General features: G+C 67.3%; 11 protein-coding genes. 6 read left to right on the top strand and 5 right to left on the bottom strand.

Annotation, left to right across the window (positions count from 1 at the left end):
- Positions 1-80: 80 nt before the first annotated feature.
- Entirely contained in the window at positions 81-623 is a 543-nt protein-coding gene (locus DLM85_RS12360; protein ID WP_111478409.1) for a GNAT family N-acetyltransferase, read from the top strand.
- A gap of 103 nt (positions 624-726) precedes the next feature.
- Complete coding sequence (locus DLM85_RS26205) at positions 727-1413, top strand: sce7726 family protein (protein ID WP_111478408.1); 687 nt, start codon at positions 727-729, stop codon at positions 1411-1413.
- 55 nt (positions 1414-1468) lie between these two features.
- On the opposite strand, the gene DLM85_RS12350 is transcribed toward DLM85_RS26205, so the two are convergent.
- Both DLM85_RS12350 and dinB read right to left on the bottom strand, forming a co-directional pair.
- Complete coding sequence (locus DLM85_RS12350; RefSeq protein ID WP_111478407.1) at positions 1469-2902, bottom strand: T9SS type A sorting domain-containing protein; 1434 nt, start codon at positions 2900-2902, stop codon at positions 1469-1471.
- A 104-nt stretch (positions 2903-3006) separates the two neighbouring features.
- Positions 3007-4089 carry a DNA polymerase IV gene (dinB, locus tag DLM85_RS12345; RefSeq protein ID WP_279387748.1) on the bottom strand — a complete coding sequence of 361 codons (1083 nt, stop codon included), beginning with the start codon at positions 4087-4089 and terminating at the stop codon, positions 3007-3009.
- 290 nt (positions 4090-4379) lie between these two features.
- Between dinB and DLM85_RS12340 the strand changes: the two genes are divergently transcribed.
- Entirely contained in the window at positions 4380-5063 is a 684-nt protein-coding gene (locus DLM85_RS12340) for a response regulator transcription factor (protein WP_111478406.1), read from the top strand.
- Between the two features lie 103 nt (positions 5064-5166).
- Here DLM85_RS12340 and DLM85_RS12335 read toward each other — a convergent pair whose 3' ends face one another.
- Positions 5167-5439: a hypothetical protein gene (locus tag DLM85_RS12335; RefSeq protein ID WP_111478405.1), complete on the bottom strand. Its 273-nt coding sequence runs from the start codon at positions 5437-5439 to the stop codon at positions 5167-5169.
- Positions 5440-5628: 189 nt separating this feature from the next.
- On the opposite strand from DLM85_RS12335, the gene DLM85_RS25475 reads away from it, so the two are divergent.
- The 3 genes from DLM85_RS25475 (at position 5629) to DLM85_RS12320 (ending at position 8401) form a co-directional block, all read left to right on the top strand.
- Positions 5629-6609, top strand: a complete 981-nt coding sequence (locus DLM85_RS25475) for a hypothetical protein (RefSeq protein WP_165822122.1) — start codon at positions 5629-5631, stop codon at positions 6607-6609.
- 358 nt (positions 6610-6967) lie between these two features.
- A complete protein-coding gene (locus tag DLM85_RS12325) occupies positions 6968-7984 on the top strand; it encodes an NAD(P)/FAD-dependent oxidoreductase (protein WP_111478404.1) in 1017 nt (338 codons plus the stop codon).
- Positions 7985-8074: 90 nt separating this feature from the next.
- Entirely contained in the window at positions 8075-8401 is a 327-nt protein-coding gene (locus tag DLM85_RS12320) for a 2Fe-2S iron-sulfur cluster-binding protein (RefSeq protein ID WP_111478403.1), read from the top strand.
- A 187-nt stretch (positions 8402-8588) separates the two neighbouring features.
- Here DLM85_RS12320 and DLM85_RS12315 read toward each other — a convergent pair whose 3' ends face one another.
- Complete coding sequence (locus tag DLM85_RS12315) at positions 8589-9059, bottom strand: hypothetical protein (protein WP_111478402.1); 471 nt, start codon at positions 9057-9059, stop codon at positions 8589-8591.
- A gap of 297 nt (positions 9060-9356) precedes the next feature.
- The gene (locus DLM85_RS12310) at positions 9357-15749 is read right to left on the bottom strand and encodes an alpha-2-macroglobulin family protein (RefSeq protein WP_133257032.1); all 6393 of its coding nucleotides are present in this window, start codon (positions 15747-15749) and stop codon (positions 9357-9359) included.
- Positions 15750-16117 lie beyond the last annotated feature (368 nt).

Raw genomic sequence — 16117 nt, 5'->3', positions numbered from 1 at the left:
GCCCCGCCCGCCTACGCCGGTAAGCCGCATTTCGCGCCGCCAGACGGCTTTTTGCGCCCGATGCGCGGTACTTTTGCCCCATGACTCCCGATATGCCCCTGCGCCCCGCCACCTTGGCCGACCTACCCGCCGTGGCCGCCCTGGCCAACTGGGCTTACCGCGGCGAAGGCGGCCCGGTGGGCTGGACGGCCGAAGGCCACCTGCTCGGCGGCCCCCGCACCGACGAGGCGGCCCTGCAGGCGCTGCTCACCCGGCACGCCCCTGAACACGCCGCCCTGCTCCTGGCCCACACCGCCGCGGGCCGGCTCGTCGGCTGCGTGTTCGTGCACCCGCAGGCCGATGCCCTGTACCTGGGCCTGCTCACCGTAGCGCCCGACCACCAGGGCACGGGCCTCGGCCGGCAGCTGCTGCTGGCCGCCGAAGCCTACGCCCGCCAGCACCGCCGCCCGGTGGTGCGCATGACGGTGCTCGAAGCCCGCCCCGACCTGCTGGCCTGGTACGCCCGCCGCGGCTACCAGCCCACCGGCCGCACCGAGCCGCTGCCCGCCGAAGGCAGCCACGGCCAGGCCCGGCAGCCGCTGACGTTGCTGGTGCTCGAAAAGCGCGTTTCTGACGTTGGATAGAGCATTCTGATAGCTATTAGCGGCCTCTACGAACCACCGCACCGCGCAAATCAGCCCCGAGGATAGTGCATCCACCGGCCGCCGTGGTTATCTTCGGGATTCCATGAACGACCCGGAAATCCGCGCCCTGCTCTACCCGCTGCTCCAGGGCGGCGTCTACGTCGATGAGCTCCCCACCGGCACCACCCGCGCCGACGTGGTGCACATCACCGCGCAGTTTATGCACGGCTACGAGCTGAAAAGCGACGGCGACACGCTGCTGCGGGTGAAAGCCCAGTTGCCCTGCTACGCCCGCGCCTACGACTTCGTGACCTTTGTCGTGACCGAAAAGCACCTGGCCAAGCTGCTCGACGCGGTGCCCGAGTGGGTGGGCGTGCTGGTGGCCTCGGCCCAGGGGCTGCGCGCGCACCGCCCCGCCCGCTACAACGCCACCGTGGAGCGCGGCGCCGTGGCCGGCCTGCTGCGCCTCTCGGAGGTGAAGCAGTACCTGATGGACCACGGCCTGCACCACGTGAGCCTGCTGCGCCGCCGCGACGTCGTCAAGCTGCTCAACGGCACCCAGGTTATCCTGCTCTCCCACCTCTGCCAGTTCGTGCGCGACCGGCTGATGGCCCGCATGCCCCAGCGCCTGGAAAACCGGGAAGTCCGCAAGGCCGAGCGCGCCAAAGCCGCCAAGCGCAAGGCCCGCGGCCGCAAGCCCACGGGCGGGGCCAAGGGCAAGCCGGTGCACGTGCCCGCAGCCAAGGCGGCGGCGCCCGGCAAGGCCCGCAAAACGACGGCCCGCCCCTAAAGCACCGCGCCCCGGCCGTTGGAGCGGCCGGGGCGCGGTGCTGTGGCCACCGGGCTTATTGGCAAATCAGCGACTTGGCCACCACGCCTTCCCCCGTTTGCACGCGCACGGTGTAGAGGCCGGCGGGCAGGCTGCCCAGGCCCAGCTGCGCCTCGATGCGGCCCTGCTGCACCCGCTCCTGCCGGGTATGCACTACCTGCCCCAGGCCGTTCAGCACTTCAATGGTGGCGGGGGCCTGCTGCTCGCGCAGCCCTTTCACCAGCAGCGTGGCGGCCTGGCCCGCGGCGGCGGGGTTGGGATACAGGCTCACGGCGGCTTGCAGCCGGGCCGTGGGTTTGGCCGCCAGCGTAATCATCTGGAAGCTGCTGTAGCGCTCCTTGGTGGAGTTGACGAACACGCCGGTGGAAGTATTAGCTTCCTGCACCACGCGCTGATCAACCACGTTACCAGCGTTGTAGCGCAACAGGTAACGCTGCCCCGAGGAGGGCACCCAGGCGTTGTTGCGCCACTGTTCGCTGTACTGGCCGGTGGCATTGCCGTTCGCGTCGTAGGAGAAGAAAACGCGGGAGCCGTTTACCCAACTGCTGCCTACCAAGTTTTCGCTGAATATTTCCTGGCCCGGACCGGTAGGGGCGTACGTTGTCGTGTTCCGACTGGATAGCTGCCACGCGCCCGCCGTCCAGCTGTCAAATTCCAGATACGTTTGCCGCCCCTGGGCGTCGTACTGCGCGTTGTTTTGGCGGACGTAGTTGACGTACGTGCCGGCAGTCATAAACTGAATGATACTGTTGGTCCACTGCTGCGGGTTGGTCCCGTAGGTGAAGAGCTGCCGACTCTGCAGATCAAAGGTGCTGGTGAGGGTATTCCACCCAGCCGTGGTTATTTCCAGCACGCTGCCGCTGGGAGCGTAGCGGTACGTGTTACGGGTGCCGGAGCGTATTAGCCAAGCATTGTTGGTCCAGGTAGCGCTTGTGCGCTCGGTCTGCCGGCCCTGCACATCCCAGCTGATGAGGATGCGGTTGTTGTTCTGCCAGGCCCCGTTCTGCCACGTCTGAGCCAGCGAATGAATCACGTGGCCCTGCGCATCGTAGGTGTAGGTGTTCAGCGTGGTGGGCGTGTAGCTGCCGCTGCTGTTCCAGATTTCGGCCAGCACGGTGCCCACCAAGCCGCTGGTCGTGTAGGTGTACTGCCTGCGGCTGGTGGGCACCTGCGTCGCCGAATCGGCATCCTGCACCACCAGGGGCTGCGCGGCGGCGTCGTAGGTGGTGGTACGCATCACCGTCGGCGTCCACGTCCGGGAGCTGGTGTTCCAGCTGTAGTTCATGCTGCGCCCCGGCACCGTTACGGCTGTCGTGGTGCGCTGCTGCTGGCCAGTGGCCGTCGTGGAATCGGGCCGGCCGGCCAGTTGCGGCCACGAGCTGGCCGGTATCGACTGGGCCTGAAGCGCGGAGCCGCTCAGCAGCCCCAGAACGAGTAAAGAAAAGCGCATATGCACTGGTGGCTACGAAAACCGATAAAACGGCCGCGTTTGTCCGCGGCCGTAAAACCGGCTTCAAAGATAAGCGGCATTGCCGGCCAAAACCGCTTTGCCCCTCAGAATCCGAACGAAAGCTGCCGGCCCTCCACCGCGCCCGCCGGCTCCAGCGTCGACAACGACGCGCCGAGCAGGCGCACGCCCTTGGGCAGCGGCAGCAGCCCGCGCAGCAGCTCGTGGCTGAGCTGCACGAGCACGGCCGCCGAGGCCAGCGGCGTGAGCACCGTGCGGCTGCGCGTAATAAGCTGAAAGTCGGCGTACTTCACTTTCACCGTCACCGTCCGGGCCAGCACGTCGGCCCGCTGGCAATACTCCCACACTTCGTCCAGGCAGGGCTGCAGGCCGTCGATGAGCTCCTCAATGGTGGTCAGGTCCTGCGGAAAGGTGGTTTCGGAGCCCACCGACTTGCGCACCCGGTCGGGCACCACGGGGCGGTGGTCCTCGGCCCGGGCAATGGCGTAGTAGTAGCCGCCGGCCTTGCCGAAGTGCTGGCGCAGCCACGCCTCCGGCTGGCTGCGCAAATCCCGCCCGGTAAAAATGCCCAGCTCGTTGAGCCTGCGCGCCGTGGCCGGCCCGATGCCGTGAAACGCGCCTACGTCCAGCCCCGCCACGAAGTCCGGGCCCTGCTCGGGCCGGATGACGAACTGCCCGTTGGGCTTGCGGAAGTCGGAGGCCAGCTTGGCCAGAAACTTATTGTAGCTGATGCCCGCCGAAGCCGTCAGCTGCGTCTGCTCCCAGATTTTGGCCCGGATTTCCCGCGCTATCTGCGTGGCCGAGGCAAGGCCCGGCAGGTTCTGGGTCACGTCGAGGTAGGCCTCGTCCAACGACAGCGGCTCGATCAGCGGAGTGTACTCGGCGAAAATGGCCCGGATCTGCCGCGACACGGCTTTGTAGACCTCGAAGCGCGGCTTCACAAAAATCAGCTCGGGGCAGAGGCGCTGGGCCGTGACGGAGGGCATGGCTGAGCGCACCCCGAACTGCCGCGCCTCGTAGCTGGCCGCCGCCACCACCCCGCGCTGCCGCGCCCCGCCCACCGCCACCGGCCGGCCGCGCAGCGCCGGCTGGTCGCGCTGCTCCACCGAGGCGTAGAACGCGTCCATATCCAGGTGAATAATCTTGCGCTGAGGCTCCTGCGGCTCCACTGACGGCTTCGTTTGCTAATCCGGTTGGCAAAGATAAGGCCCGCCGCCTTGCGTTGTCGGCCGCCGCCGCTCTGCGGGCTAGCCGGCTCGGCGGCCGCCGCGGCGCGGGGCTCGGCAACGTGGTGGGCCTCAGGGCCAATCAATCCACGAAAGCTGGCCTGACCTGGATAGCAGGGCTTGGCGGCGGCGCGCATCGGCTCTAAAAATAGTGGTATAACCAGATTTTATTTTGCCGAACGAATCCATATACCGTTTATTAGTATACCCAACCCCTTCCTGCGCCGCGCCCCATGTCTTCCGCTCCCGCCACGTCTCCTCCCCCCGACACCATCCCGGTGTTGCTCGTCGACGACCACCAGCTGGTGCTCGAAGGCGTGCGGGTGCTGCTGCAAAACGAGCCCGATCTGCACATTGCCGCCACGGCCAGCTCCGGCGTGGAGGCGCTGCGGCAGCTGGCGGCCCACCCCGAAGTGCGCGTGGCCGTGGTCGACCTGAACATGCCGCAGATGTCGGGCGTGCAGCTCACGCAGGCCATCCGGGCCTCCCACCCGGCCGTGCGCATCATCGTGCTCAGCATGTTTCACGACCACACCTCGGTGCAGGAAGTGCTGGCCGCGGGCGGGGCGGGCTATCTGCTGAAAAACACCACCGCCCACGAGCTGACGGCCGCCGTGCGCCGGGTGGCCGCCGGGCGCACCTACTTCAACGCGGAGGTGGGCGCCACGCTGCTGGAGCACCTCGACGTGCCCGCCGCCCGCGGCGCGGCCGAGCAGCCCGCCACGCTCACCGCCCGCGAGCAGGAAATCCTGCAGCTTATTGCCGGGGAGTATTCCAACGCGGCCATTGCCGAAAAGCTCTTTATCAGCGAGCGGACCGTGGAGACGCACCGCCGCAACATCTTCACCAAAACCAAGAGCAAGTCCATCATCGGCCTGATTCAGTACGCGCTCAAGCACAAGCTCATCCGGCTGTAGCGCCGGCAGCCGAGAGGCTCCTGCGTCACCGAGCTGCTGCGCTCATTAAAAAAGCCCGCCGAAGTTTCGGCGGGCTTTTCCGTATGGGGTCGGGGCCGGCTGGTCAGGCGGCCCGGCTTAGTCGTTCGCGCTGCACTACGGCTTCAAAGGCCTTGGTTTCGGGCCGGGGCGGGTGGCCCAGGCCGGCCAGTTGTTCGATGGTCAGGTCGCCGTCGATGTAGCGCTGGAGTTCGGTGAGGATGGCGGCACTTGGTTGGGTGCCGCCCAGGGCAGCCACGGCAATACCCCACTCGGCGTGGTTCTGCCGTTTGTGCCGGGCGGCCTGCTCCGCTTCGGGCAGGTCCGCAGGAATGTCGTGAAAATACTTGCTGGACATTGACTGTGAATCAGTTGGCGGACATAGGCTGTATACGCAAAACCCCGCCCCGGATGTTATGGTGACTTTCCCGGCCCCGATAGGACTTCACCGCCGGCCTGCCCGGGCCAGCCCGTTTTTAAGCTCGACCATAACTTTTCGAAAATCCGGCTAGTAAATAATCGACCAACCCAAAACACATTCCCATCCATGGCAAATTACAATCAGCACCGCGACGAGGACCGCTACGATAGCCGCGGCCGCAATCAGCAAAACGGGAACAGCCGCTCGGGCGACGAAGACCGCACCGGCCGCAGCTCCTCGCCGTACGACGCGCAGGACCGGGGCTCCCGCTCGGGCATGTCGGGCTCGTATGATGACTACGCCGACCGCGACTATTCGGCCGGCCGCCGCACGGGCTCGGGCATGTCCGGCATGGGCATGTCGGGCATGAACTCGGGCATGGACCGCGACGAGTACCGCGGCAGCCGCGGCATGCAAAGCAACACGAGCCGCTCCGACTACGGCCGCAGCGGCATGGACAACGACCGGCGCGGCAGCTACTCGACGGATTACGGCTACGGCTCCTCGGGCCGCGGCAGCTCGATGTCGTCGGGCATGGACCGCGACGAGTACCGCGGCGGCTCGTCGTCGTACGACCGGGGGGATTCGGCGCGCGGCATGGGCGGCATGGGCCGCAGCAACGCCGATATGGACTACGACGGCTACGGCAGCACCAACTACTCCTCGTCGCGCCGCGGCATGGGGATGGGCAGCGACTCCGCCGAGCGCGACGACCGGTCGTCCTCCTACGGCCGCGGCAGCTCGTCCTACGGCTCATCGAGCGGCTACGGCCGCAGCAGCTACGACAACACCGACGACTACCAGGGCCGCAGCTCGGGCCGCCGCAGCCGCAACGACGACATGGATATGGATATGAACCGCGGCAGCCGCGGCATGGGCTCGGGCATGTCCGGCATGTCGGGCCGCGACAATTCCTCGTACGGCTCGTCCTACGGCTCCTACGATTCGTCGACCTACGGCCGCCGCGACGACTACGACACCGACATGGACCGCGGCTACGGCAACCGCACCAACTCCGACCGCAGCAGCCAGTACGGCCGCGGCTGGAACGACGAAGACGACCACACCGACCGTGGCCGCGATAATGACCGCCGCGGCCGTTACTAGCAGCAAGGTCCGTTAGTTGAAAAGCCGGCGCGGGAATTCCCGCGCCGGCTTTTTTGTGTTCAATCGGCTGCAGGCATTGTAAACCTGATTACAATGACTAATGTAAACCTGGTTACAAAATCTTTCCAGCTTGTTGCCGGCATGCTTTACAAGCGCAATATATGGAGGCCGGGCGGCTTGCCGCAGCCCGCGCGGGCCTTTCAGCGGGTGGGTTTGCGCGCGTTTGGGCCGGCTGGCGTACCTTTGCCCACCGTTTGCAGGCTGTCGGCAACCTCTGGCCCCCGGCGGTGGTTATCAGCCTGATTCCAACGGCGCCGCCCTCCCGCAGCCGTGCTCCGCTGACCGTTTACCCCCCGTAATGCACCCTACCATTTCCACTGACATCTGCATCATCGGCGCCGGCCCCGTGGGGCTGTTTGCCGTGTTCGAAGCCGGCCTGCTCAAGCTCCGCTGCCACGTCGTCGACGCGCTGCCCCAGGTGGGCGGCCAGCTTTCCGAAATCTACCCGAAGAAGCCCATCTACGATATTCCGGGCTACCCCGAGGTGCTGGCTGGCGACCTGGTGCAGAACCTGATGCGCCAGATCGAGCCCTTCCACCCCACCTTCACGCTGGGCGAGCGGGTGGAGAAGTTCGAGAAGCTGGAGGACGGCACCTTCCACCTGACCACCGTGGACGGCACCGTGATTCACTGCAAAGCCATCTGCATTGCCGGCGGCCTGGGCTCCTTTGAGCCGCGCAAGCCCGCCATCGAAAGCCTGGAGAATTACGAGGGCGGCAAGGGCGTGTACTACATGGTGCGCGACCCGGAAACCTTCCGCGACCAGCGCATCGTCATTGCCGGCGGCGGCGACTCGGCCCTGGACTGGACCATCTTCCTCGCCAACGTGGCCAAGGAAGTGACGCTGGTGCACCGCGGCACCACCTTCCGCGGCGCCGCCGACTCGGCCGAGAAGGTGAAAACCCTGCACGACGCAGGCAAGGTGAACCTGGTGCTCAGCTCGAACGTGACCCACGTGCACGGCCCCGACGCGCTGGAAGCCGTGACCATCACCGCCAACGACAGCACCGCCCGCACCCTGGCCGTGGAATCGTTTATCCCGCTGTTTGGCCTCACGCCCAAGCTGGGGCCCATCGGCGAGTGGGGCCTGGAGCTGGAAGACGACGCGGTGAAGGTGAACACCCTGGACTACTCGACCTCGGTGCCCGGCGTGTACGCCATCGGCGACATCAACACCTACCCGGGCAAGCTCAAGCTCATCCTCTGCGGCTTCCACGAAGCCGCGCTGATGGCTCAGGGCGCCTACAAGCACATCTACCCCGACAAAAAATACGTGCTGAAGTACACCACCGTCAACGGGGTGCCGACGCTGTAATTTGAGTTGTCCGTTGCGGGTTGTCAGTTGTCAGTTTGTGCTGATGCCTGGCCTGAAAAACCGCAACGGACAACCGACAACTCAACAACTATGACCGACGAAGTACGCGTGTACGTGGAGGACGCGCCGGGCCAGCGCACCGAGCTGGTAGCCCCCACCGATATGGGCCTGAGCCTGATGGAAGTGATGAAGGCCTCGGGCTACGACATCCAGGCTACCTGCGGGGGCATGGCGCTGTGCGGCACCTGCCACGTGGAGGTGCTGGCCGGCCCCGAGCTGCCCGAGCCCAGTGACGACGAAATGGCCATGCTGGAGTCCTTGCCCATCATGTCGCAGGGCAGCCGTCTTTCCTGCCAGATTCGCATCACCGAGCGCCTCGACGGGCTGGTGGTGCGCCTGATGCCGCAGAACGCGTAACTCGTTCCTGCGCTGGCGCAGGCCAGTTTCTGCTGGCTGCTGCTCTGTGGCGCAGCTCCTTCGGGGGCTGCGCTTTTTTCATGTCGAAAGCCCGCGAAAGGCACCGGGGCGACCGGCCAGCGGTGCCGGCCATAAAAAAAGCGGCATCCCGGTGCAGGACGCCGCTTTGTAGTGGGTTGCGCGGCGCCTAGCGGCGGCGGCGCGACGAAGACCTCTTCTTCGAGCTGCTGGTTTTCTTTTTGGTCACCGTTTTCTTCCGGCTGCTGCGGTGCGAGGCCGAGGAGCGGTGGCGCCGCGCCGACGAGCGGTGCGTGGTGGTAGCCGGCTTGGCGGCCTCGGCTTTGGCGGCTTCTTCGGCGGCCATTTCCGCCACCGTGGGCGGGCCGATGGCCACGGCGCCGCTCGTGGGGTCGGGGTGCGGCGGGGCGGGCTGCACCGAAGGCATTTTCTTGCGCGGCGGCATCAGGAAAGTGCGCTCGGCGCGCTCCTGGGCGCTCAGCTTTTCTTCGCCGGCCAGCACCGGGCCGACGGGAATGACGGCTTTACCGGCAGTGTCCACGGCTTTACCGGCCTGAACAGTGGATTTGAGGCCCTGCTGGGCCTGGGTATTCAGCGCAACTACGGCCAGCGCGGCCGTGCAAAGAGCGGTTCGTAGCATCTGCAATCCTCCAGGGAATAATCAACCGAACTGCGAAAGTACCAGCCCCGGCCGGGAAATTCAACCCCGGAATCATGCAATACCTGTCCCAACATGGGTTCAGCGGCCCCCGGTCAACTAAATAGCCCTCAGCCGCTTCCTGTTTTTTTGTTTGCGGAGTTTCATCACGGCGCGCCGGCTATTCTTAAACCCCGCTCGACGCCGCCGCTGCCGCTGCGGCGCACGTATGGATCGGATAGCAGCGCGTCCTTCCGAGCCGGGCTCGGAAGGACGCGCTGATTCCTCCCAAATCCTCCCCTACTGCGCCCCGATGCGCAGGCGCTGGCCAGCGGAGTGGCTGGTGAATTCGGGGGCGTACATGCACTGCACCTGGCTGATGCCGGAGCTGTAGTCGCCGGCCAGAGCGGCGCGCAGGCGGTACTCAAACACGTGGCTGCCGCGGGGCAGCTGGTCGAGGAAGAAGTTGGTGGCTGCGTCGCGGGGGCTTTCGTAGTAGCCCAGGCCCTGCTGGTAGCGGTAGCCCGAGGTCTGCCCAATCAGCTCCAGGCCGGCGGCGCGGGTGTCCTTCAAGTGCACGTACTCCAGCTCCCGGTCGGTCTTGAGCGTGAGGCGCACCACCAGCACCTCCCCTACCCGCAGCGGCGCACCAGCCGTGAGGGGCGTGAGGACGGGGCCGCTGGCGCCGGGCGTTTCGCGGAAGAGCTGGCGGGTGAGGGTGAGCGGGGCGTTGGCGGCGGCGGTAATCTTGTCGAACTGCTCGAAGTACTGCCAGTACAGCCCGCCCCAGGCCACGCCGGCGTCGGTTTTCTGCACCGTCACCTGGCCCAGTTCAGGGCGCACCTCGGCGGCGGGGAAGCTGCGCTTCACGTAGCCCGAGCCGGCTTCGGCGCCCTCGGTGGTGTTGATTTTCGTCGAGCCCAGGCTGACATGCAGGGGCTTGGCCGGTTCCAGCCAGTTGCGGGAGCCTTGCAGCAGCAGGGCGTAGCAGGCGTCGGCGGTGGCGCGGGTGCTTTCCCAGTTGTGGGTACGCTTGTGGCTCAGCAGCCACAGCTTCATTTCCTCCACCGCCTGCTCATCACCCACGACTTCGTGGAAGGCTTCGATGAGCAGGCTCTGGGTTTCGACGGGCGCCTGCTGCCAGTAGTAGCCGGCGCGCACGTCCTTCCAGTACAGGCCCAGCTCCTCGGAGCGCACCGCGTTCTGGCGCAGGGCTTCGATGATGAGCGCGGGCACGTTTTTGTCGGACGGCCCGCCGTTGAAGCGGTGCAGCGTCAGGGCGGCCATGCCCTGCAGGTAGCGGCCGCGCTTGGGCCAGTACTGCGTAGCCTGGCCGCGGTAGTAGGCGTGGGCCGCTTGGGCCGCCTTGGCCACCGGCAGCTCTTTCAGCCAGTAGGTGCGGGCGTAGAGGGCGTGCAGGTCGTCGTCGCCGAGGTGGTCGTCGGTGAGCTTCACGCCCTTGGTTTTGCGCAGCCGGTCGTAGTCCTGCTGCAGCTCCCGGTCGAGGTAGGCGGTGGCGCGCTGCAGCAGGTCGCGGGTACGCTCGTCCTGGGTGACATCGAAGGCGCCGAGCTGGCGCAGCTTGCCGAAGCCGGCCACGATAAGCTGGGTGATGTAGCGGTTGTCGGGCATCTGCTTGAACCACGGGAAGGCGCCGCTGGGGCTTTGCATTTCCAGCAGTTTCTGTACGGCGCGCTGGGTTTCGGCCTGCAGGCGGGCGTCGTCGAAGAGGTCGGCGAGGCGGCGCATGCGCTCGGTGTCAGTCTGCCCGTCGCGCACCCAGGGCGTTTCCTGCAGCAGCAGGTTTTTCAACTCCTGGTTCTGCTCCAGCTTGGAGCGGAAAGCGGTTTTATCGCCCGAGGCTGCGGCCTTTTTCCACTCCGCCAACACCGGCCGAATCAGCGGGTTTGCCTGCAGGATGCGGGCGGCCAGCAGGTTGGCGTAGAGGCGCGAGAAGGTCTGCTCGGAACACTCGTAGGGGTACTCCATCAGGTAAGGCAAGGCCTGCACGGCGTACCAGGCGGGGTTGCTGGTCAGCTCCAGCGTCAGGCTCTGGTTGCGGCGGGTGGCCGAGGTCGTGCTGGTGAGCTTTTTCAGCTCGAAGGTGCGGGTGCCGGCCCCGCGCACCGTCAGCGGTAGGGCCTCGGTGACGAGCAGGCGGTTGGGCAGCACCGGCAGCGTATTTTCCTCGCCGTCGGAGAGAGTTGTCAGTTGCGGGTTGTCGGTTGTCAGTTTCTTGGCCTTGCGCTGGGCCTTTTTCTCCTTACCTGACAACTCCTTGCCGTCAACGGGCAACTGAGCAGAAGCCACCACGCGGTAGGTCACGGCTTCCAGCGGCACGGCTTGGTCGGCCGGAATGGTCACGTCCCAGCCCACGGTGGTGCTCTGGCTGGCGGCCACGCTGAAGGTTACCTGCGCGGGGCTTTTGAGCAGCTGGGCGTCGAGGGGCTGGTTGGTGCGCGCGTCGAGGAGCTGCAGTTGGGCGGTGCCGCTGAGGGCCTGGGCGGCGAGGCTGCTGATTTTGGCGGTGAGGCGCAGCTGGTCCCCCTCGCGGAAGAAGCGCGGGGCGTTGGGCGTCACCATCAACTGCTTCTGGGTGACGAGCTGCCGGGCCAGCATACCGGTTTGCAGGTCGGGCGTGTGGGCCAAGGCCAGCAGCTGCCAGCGCGTCACGGCTTCGGGCATCTGGAATTCCAGCACCACTTCGCCCCGGGCGTTGGTGCGCACAGCGGGCTGCCAGAAGGCCGTTTCGCGGAAGTCGGAGCGCACGGGCACGGTGCTGAGGTCGGCGGCGGGTTTGGGCGTGCCGCCGCCGACGCGTTCTTCCTCGTGCAGCGCATTTGTATCAGCCATTTCCGCGTACGAGCTCGATGCCTGCTTGGCCATCATTGGTGCGGGTGCGGCAGCCATTTCCATCTGGACTCCAGCGACACGGCCGCGCAATGCTCTGTTAGCTGTGCCGTAACCCACAACGACTTTCTCATCCGCTACCACACTTGTGGGCAGGCGTCGGATATTTTTCTCTAGCTCCCGCCATTCCCAATACGAGGTTCGCAGCTCCGGATAGGCATAAAAAGTCTGCCCAGCAGCCTTGCCGTCAAACTCCGCAAACAGCGTCTCCCACTGCGCCGCGCCGAAGCGTCCGCTCCAGCCGAACCGCTCCCCGAAGTAGGGCGGCGTCAGCTCGGGCCGCTGGAAGGCATGCGGGCGGAAGTAGTCCAGAGACTGGTCGTAGAGCGTGGCCAGCAGCTCGGCCTCGGCGGGTTTGTCCTGGCTGTTGCGGATGGTCACGCGCCAGGTTTCCTTTTCGCCGGGCTGCAGCTTGTCGCGGAAGGTGCTGATGTCGAGGGCCAGCGGGCGGGGCGGCTCGGCCACCTGAATGGTGGCTTCCTGCTGGTAGAAGCGGCCGTCGTGCACCAGCATCAGGCGCACGTACAGCGGGCCCGTCTGGCCAGCCAGCGTGGGCAGGCTGAGGAGGCGCTGCTCCCGGCGCAGGGTCAGCCACTCGGCGCGCAGCAGCTGGCCGCGGCTTTCCACTTCCAGCCGGGCCGGCGTGGCCTCGTCGAAGCCGGTGCCGAGCAGCACCTGGGCGGCCTGGCCGGGCGCCACCGAATCGTGCACGGCGGTAAGCCAGGCGGGCAGGGGCAGCGGCAGCTGGGCGGCCGTGGGGTTGTAGAGCGTGAAGCCGAGGCGGGCCCGGGCAGTGTCGGCGCCGGTGCGGCTTTCGGCTTCCAGCAGGTAGGCGCCGGGCACCTGGGCAGCCAGGGCCTTGGTCACCTCGGGCAGGGCGCCGGTTTGCTTGGTGTCGAAGGGCCACTCGCCCACCAGGCGCTTGGGCCAGGTGTCGGCGTCGGCTTCGCGCAGCCAGGGCTCGTGCGGAAACAACTTGGCGTGCTCCTCGCGGGGCAGGCCGGGCTGATCGGGGCGCGGGCCGAAGCGCGGGTGCAGCACCCGGGCGGGCGGCGTGAGCTGGTAGAGGCGCACGGTGCCGGCGGCGGGCACGGTTTCGCCGGTGGCGTTCTGGCTGCGCAGCGTGAAGTCTTGCGGCTGTTGCTGATTGACTTCGCGGGGGCCGCTCAGCGTGAGGTTGAGCGGGGCGCCGCCCAAACTCACGCCGCGCTGGGCCGAGCGGGTTTCGCCGTTCGGGTCGGTTACGTCGGCCGTCACGTCGAACACGTAGGTCGGGCGGCCGGGGCGCGGCCAGTAGCCCTCGTCGCCGGGGTTGGGGTCGTCGTTAATGGTTTCGTCGGGCGGCGTAGCGGTGAAGCTAATGCGGAAGCGGCCCTGCGCGTCGGTTTTGGCGGTGCCGCTGGCAATCTGCTGCTCGCCGCCGCGGCCGGGCAGGAAGGGCCGCCCACCGCCGCCCCGCTCCCCACCGAAGCCGAAGTCCAGCGCCAGCCAGCCAAACATCGGCCACACCGTGCGGCGCACTACGCGGTACTGCACCGTGGCCCCATCCACGGCCGGACCGGCGTAGGCCGTGGCCGTGCCGCGCACCGAGAGCGTGTCGCCGAGCTTGGGCGTGCCGAGCACCGGGTCAAGCGTGACGAAGAAGGTCGGGCGCTTGTAGTCTTCCACCGCGAAGCCCTGGTCACCGAGCTGCTCGTCGTTGCCGCCGGCCTGGGTCACTGCCACCAGCCGCATTTCGCCGTTGAGCAGGCCCGTGGGCAAGGTCAGCTCGCCGTGGAAGGAGCCGTAGTCGGAAGTGGTAAAGGGCAATTCCAGCACCTGCTGGCTGTTCACGTCGAGCAGGCGCAGGCGCACCGGCAGGCTTTTCACCACCGCGCTGCGCCCGTTCTGCGGCTGCACCACGATGCCCTTGAAGTACAGGGTCTGACCGGGGCGGTAGATGGCGCGGTCGGTGTAGAGAAAGGCCCGGCGCGGCACGCGCGGCTCCGCTTCCAGGGACGGACGGTAGCCGTTGAGGCCTTCGGCCAGCACCAGTGAGTCGCGGCCCTGGCTGAGCAGCACGGCGCGCATGTAGCGGCGCTGGCCCTGGTCGGCGGGCACGGTGAGGTGGCCGTCGGCGGCGGTGGGCCGGGCCGGGCTGGCGGCGTACTGCCACTTGCCGTTGTCGTAGAGCTGGTACCAGGGCTGCACCTGCACGCCGCCGTTGGGCTGGCCCGTGCGGCGGTTCAGGGTCCAGAGGTCGGTGCCGCCGGCCGGTGCGGCGCGGTGCACCGCCGCCAGCTCGCTCACCGACACGAAGGCGTAGGTGGTCGTCACGCCCGCGCGGGTTTTGGTCGGCTGGGTGTCGGCAGTGCTGATGACGACCAGGTAGTGCCCGGCAGGCAGGGCAGGCCCGGCCAGCTCGGCGCGGTGGCTTTTGTAGTCCGGCGGGCCGGGCAGGGCCAGCGCCCACTCGGCGGCGGGCTTGGCGGCCAGCTGCCGGGCGTAGGCTTTGGGCAGCTCGGTGCCGCGCTGGCCGGTGACTTCGCGCAGCCGGGCCGCGGCCGGAATACGCCAGGCAAAGCCGTGGGCGCGGGTGAGGTTGCGGTACTGCATGCCGAGCAGCATGGCCTGCCCGGGCAGCTGCACTTCCTGGGTTTGCACGCTCAGCTCGGGCCGCTCCAGCTGGTTCAGCAGCTGCTGGGCCCGCCCCGCCCCCACCGATTTGGGGAAGCGCTGAATAGCGGCCCGGGCCAGCTCGGCGGCCTGCGTCAGCTGGTTGCGGCGCCGGGCCAGCTCGGCCCGGTCGGCCTGAAAATCAGCCCAGGCGGGCAGGGCGTCGTAGGCCTGCTGGGCGCGGCGCAGGGCCGCGTCGTAGGCGGCGTGCTTATCCGGGAAGGCGGCGTGCTGATACGCGAAGGCGAGGCGGCGCCGCTCCACGTCGGCGCGGGCGGCCGGGGCGCCGCCCTGGTGAAAGCGCGTGAGCTGCTGCCAAAGGCGCAGGGCGTGCCAGGGGCCGTTGAGCGAGTCGGCGGCCGGGGCGGTGAGCGGCAGGGCCAGGAACTCCGCGTCGGCGCCGAGCAGCTTGGGGTCGGTGAAGCGGAACTGCTGGGCGGGCTTGGTCAGGTACAGCTCGTCGTCGTTGAGCCCCTCGATGGCGCGGTGGGCCAGCAAATCGAAGAGCGTGGGGCGCAGCGCGGCGCCCGCGGCATCGGCGGGGGTGGCGAGGCGGCCCAGCTCGCGCAGCGTGGTCTGCTGCTGGCGAGCGGCGTCGGTTTCCACCGAGGCGCGGTAGTGGCGCACCACCTGAGCGGCGAGGCGGGCGGCGTCCCAGGTGGCTATATCGGCGCCGTCGGGGTCGTTGCTCGGGTCCGAGGCTTGCTCCGGCGCGGGTTTGGCCACGGCGGTGCGGTCGTAGAGGCGGTAGCGGTTTTGGCGCAGGTACTGGTGGTAGTGCTCGGCCAGCAAGGAGTGCAGCAGCGGGCGGGCCGGGAAGGTGGCCGCGGGCAGGTCGGCTTCGAGCAGGGCCATGCCTTTTTCGTTGGCATCTTCTTCGCGCTCCTCCAGGATGTGCAGCCGGTAGGTCAGGGCGCGCACGTAGTCGGCGGTCTGGCGGGCGGCGCGGGCTTTCTGGTAGATGTCGAGCACCAGCTTCTGCGCCGCTTCGGTCTGGTCCTTGGCCAGCAACGCGTCGATTTTCTTCCACTGGGCGTCGTAAGGGCCGCCGGCGGGCGGGGCGGAAGCGTTGGAGGGCAGCACCATCAGCAAAAGCCAGCAGGGTATCAGCAGGAGGGAAAAACGCATGGGCAAAGCAAGGTATTTACAACCAATGGATGCGGCCGACGCACTGTTTCCATACGCGGCCCGCCGGCTTTTATTACGGCCCGATTCAAGCACCGGGCCACAAAATATCCGCCCTGGCCTGCTCGTTCGCGCTTGCGCGTATTGGGCCGCACGGGGGCTGCATAACTCCCTGGATGCCCGAATTTTCAGATTCGTCCGACTTCCCCGGAGCCTCTTGAGTTAAACGTTTCACTCGTTACCTGCCTGATGGATGGTACCGCCGCTTCCTGCCACCACTTCGCTGACGCGGACTTACCTGCGCCGCCACCAAGCGGGCCCGTCCGACAGCAGAATCGGTGCTGCGCCGGCCTAACGCTGGCGTCATATCG

The organism is Hymenobacter edaphi (assembly GCF_003258365.1).
Classification (GTDB): Bacteria; Bacteroidota; Bacteroidia; order Cytophagales; family Hymenobacteraceae; genus Solirubrum; species Solirubrum edaphi.
Note: the sequence above shows the minus strand (reverse complement) of the source record. Positions and strands in the feature narration are given on the sequence as shown.

What these genes read in the sequence shown, in the direction of transcription:
- DLM85_RS12360 (WP_111478409.1), top strand. Translation starts at nt 81, where the DNA reads ATGACTCCCGATATGCCCCTGCGCCCCGCCACCTTGGCCGACCTACCC.
- DLM85_RS26205 (WP_111478408.1), top strand. Translation starts at nt 727, where the DNA reads ATGAACGACCCGGAAATCCGCGCCCTGCTCTACCCGCTGCTCCAGGGC.
- DLM85_RS12350 (WP_111478407.1), bottom strand. Translation starts at nt 2,902, where the DNA reads ATGCGCTTTTCTTTACTCGTTCTGGGGCTGCTGAGCGGCTCCGCGCTT.
- DLM85_RS12340 (WP_111478406.1), top strand. Translation starts at nt 4,380, where the DNA reads ATGTCTTCCGCTCCCGCCACGTCTCCTCCCCCCGACACCATCCCGGTG.
- DLM85_RS12335 (WP_111478405.1), bottom strand. Translation starts at nt 5,439, where the DNA reads ATGTCCAGCAAGTATTTTCACGACATTCCTGCGGACCTGCCCGAAGCG.
- DLM85_RS25475 (WP_165822122.1), top strand. Translation starts at nt 5,629, where the DNA reads ATGGCAAATTACAATCAGCACCGCGACGAGGACCGCTACGATAGCCGC.
- DLM85_RS12325 (WP_111478404.1), top strand. Translation starts at nt 6,968, where the DNA reads ATGCACCCTACCATTTCCACTGACATCTGCATCATCGGCGCCGGCCCC.
- DLM85_RS12320 (WP_111478403.1), top strand. Translation starts at nt 8,075, where the DNA reads ATGACCGACGAAGTACGCGTGTACGTGGAGGACGCGCCGGGCCAGCGC.
- DLM85_RS12315 (WP_111478402.1), bottom strand. Translation starts at nt 9,059, where the DNA reads ATGCTACGAACCGCTCTTTGCACGGCCGCGCTGGCCGTAGTTGCGCTG.
- DLM85_RS12310 (WP_133257032.1), bottom strand. Translation starts at nt 15,749, where the DNA reads ATGCGTTTTTCCCTCCTGCTGATACCCTGCTGGCTTTTGCTGATGGTG.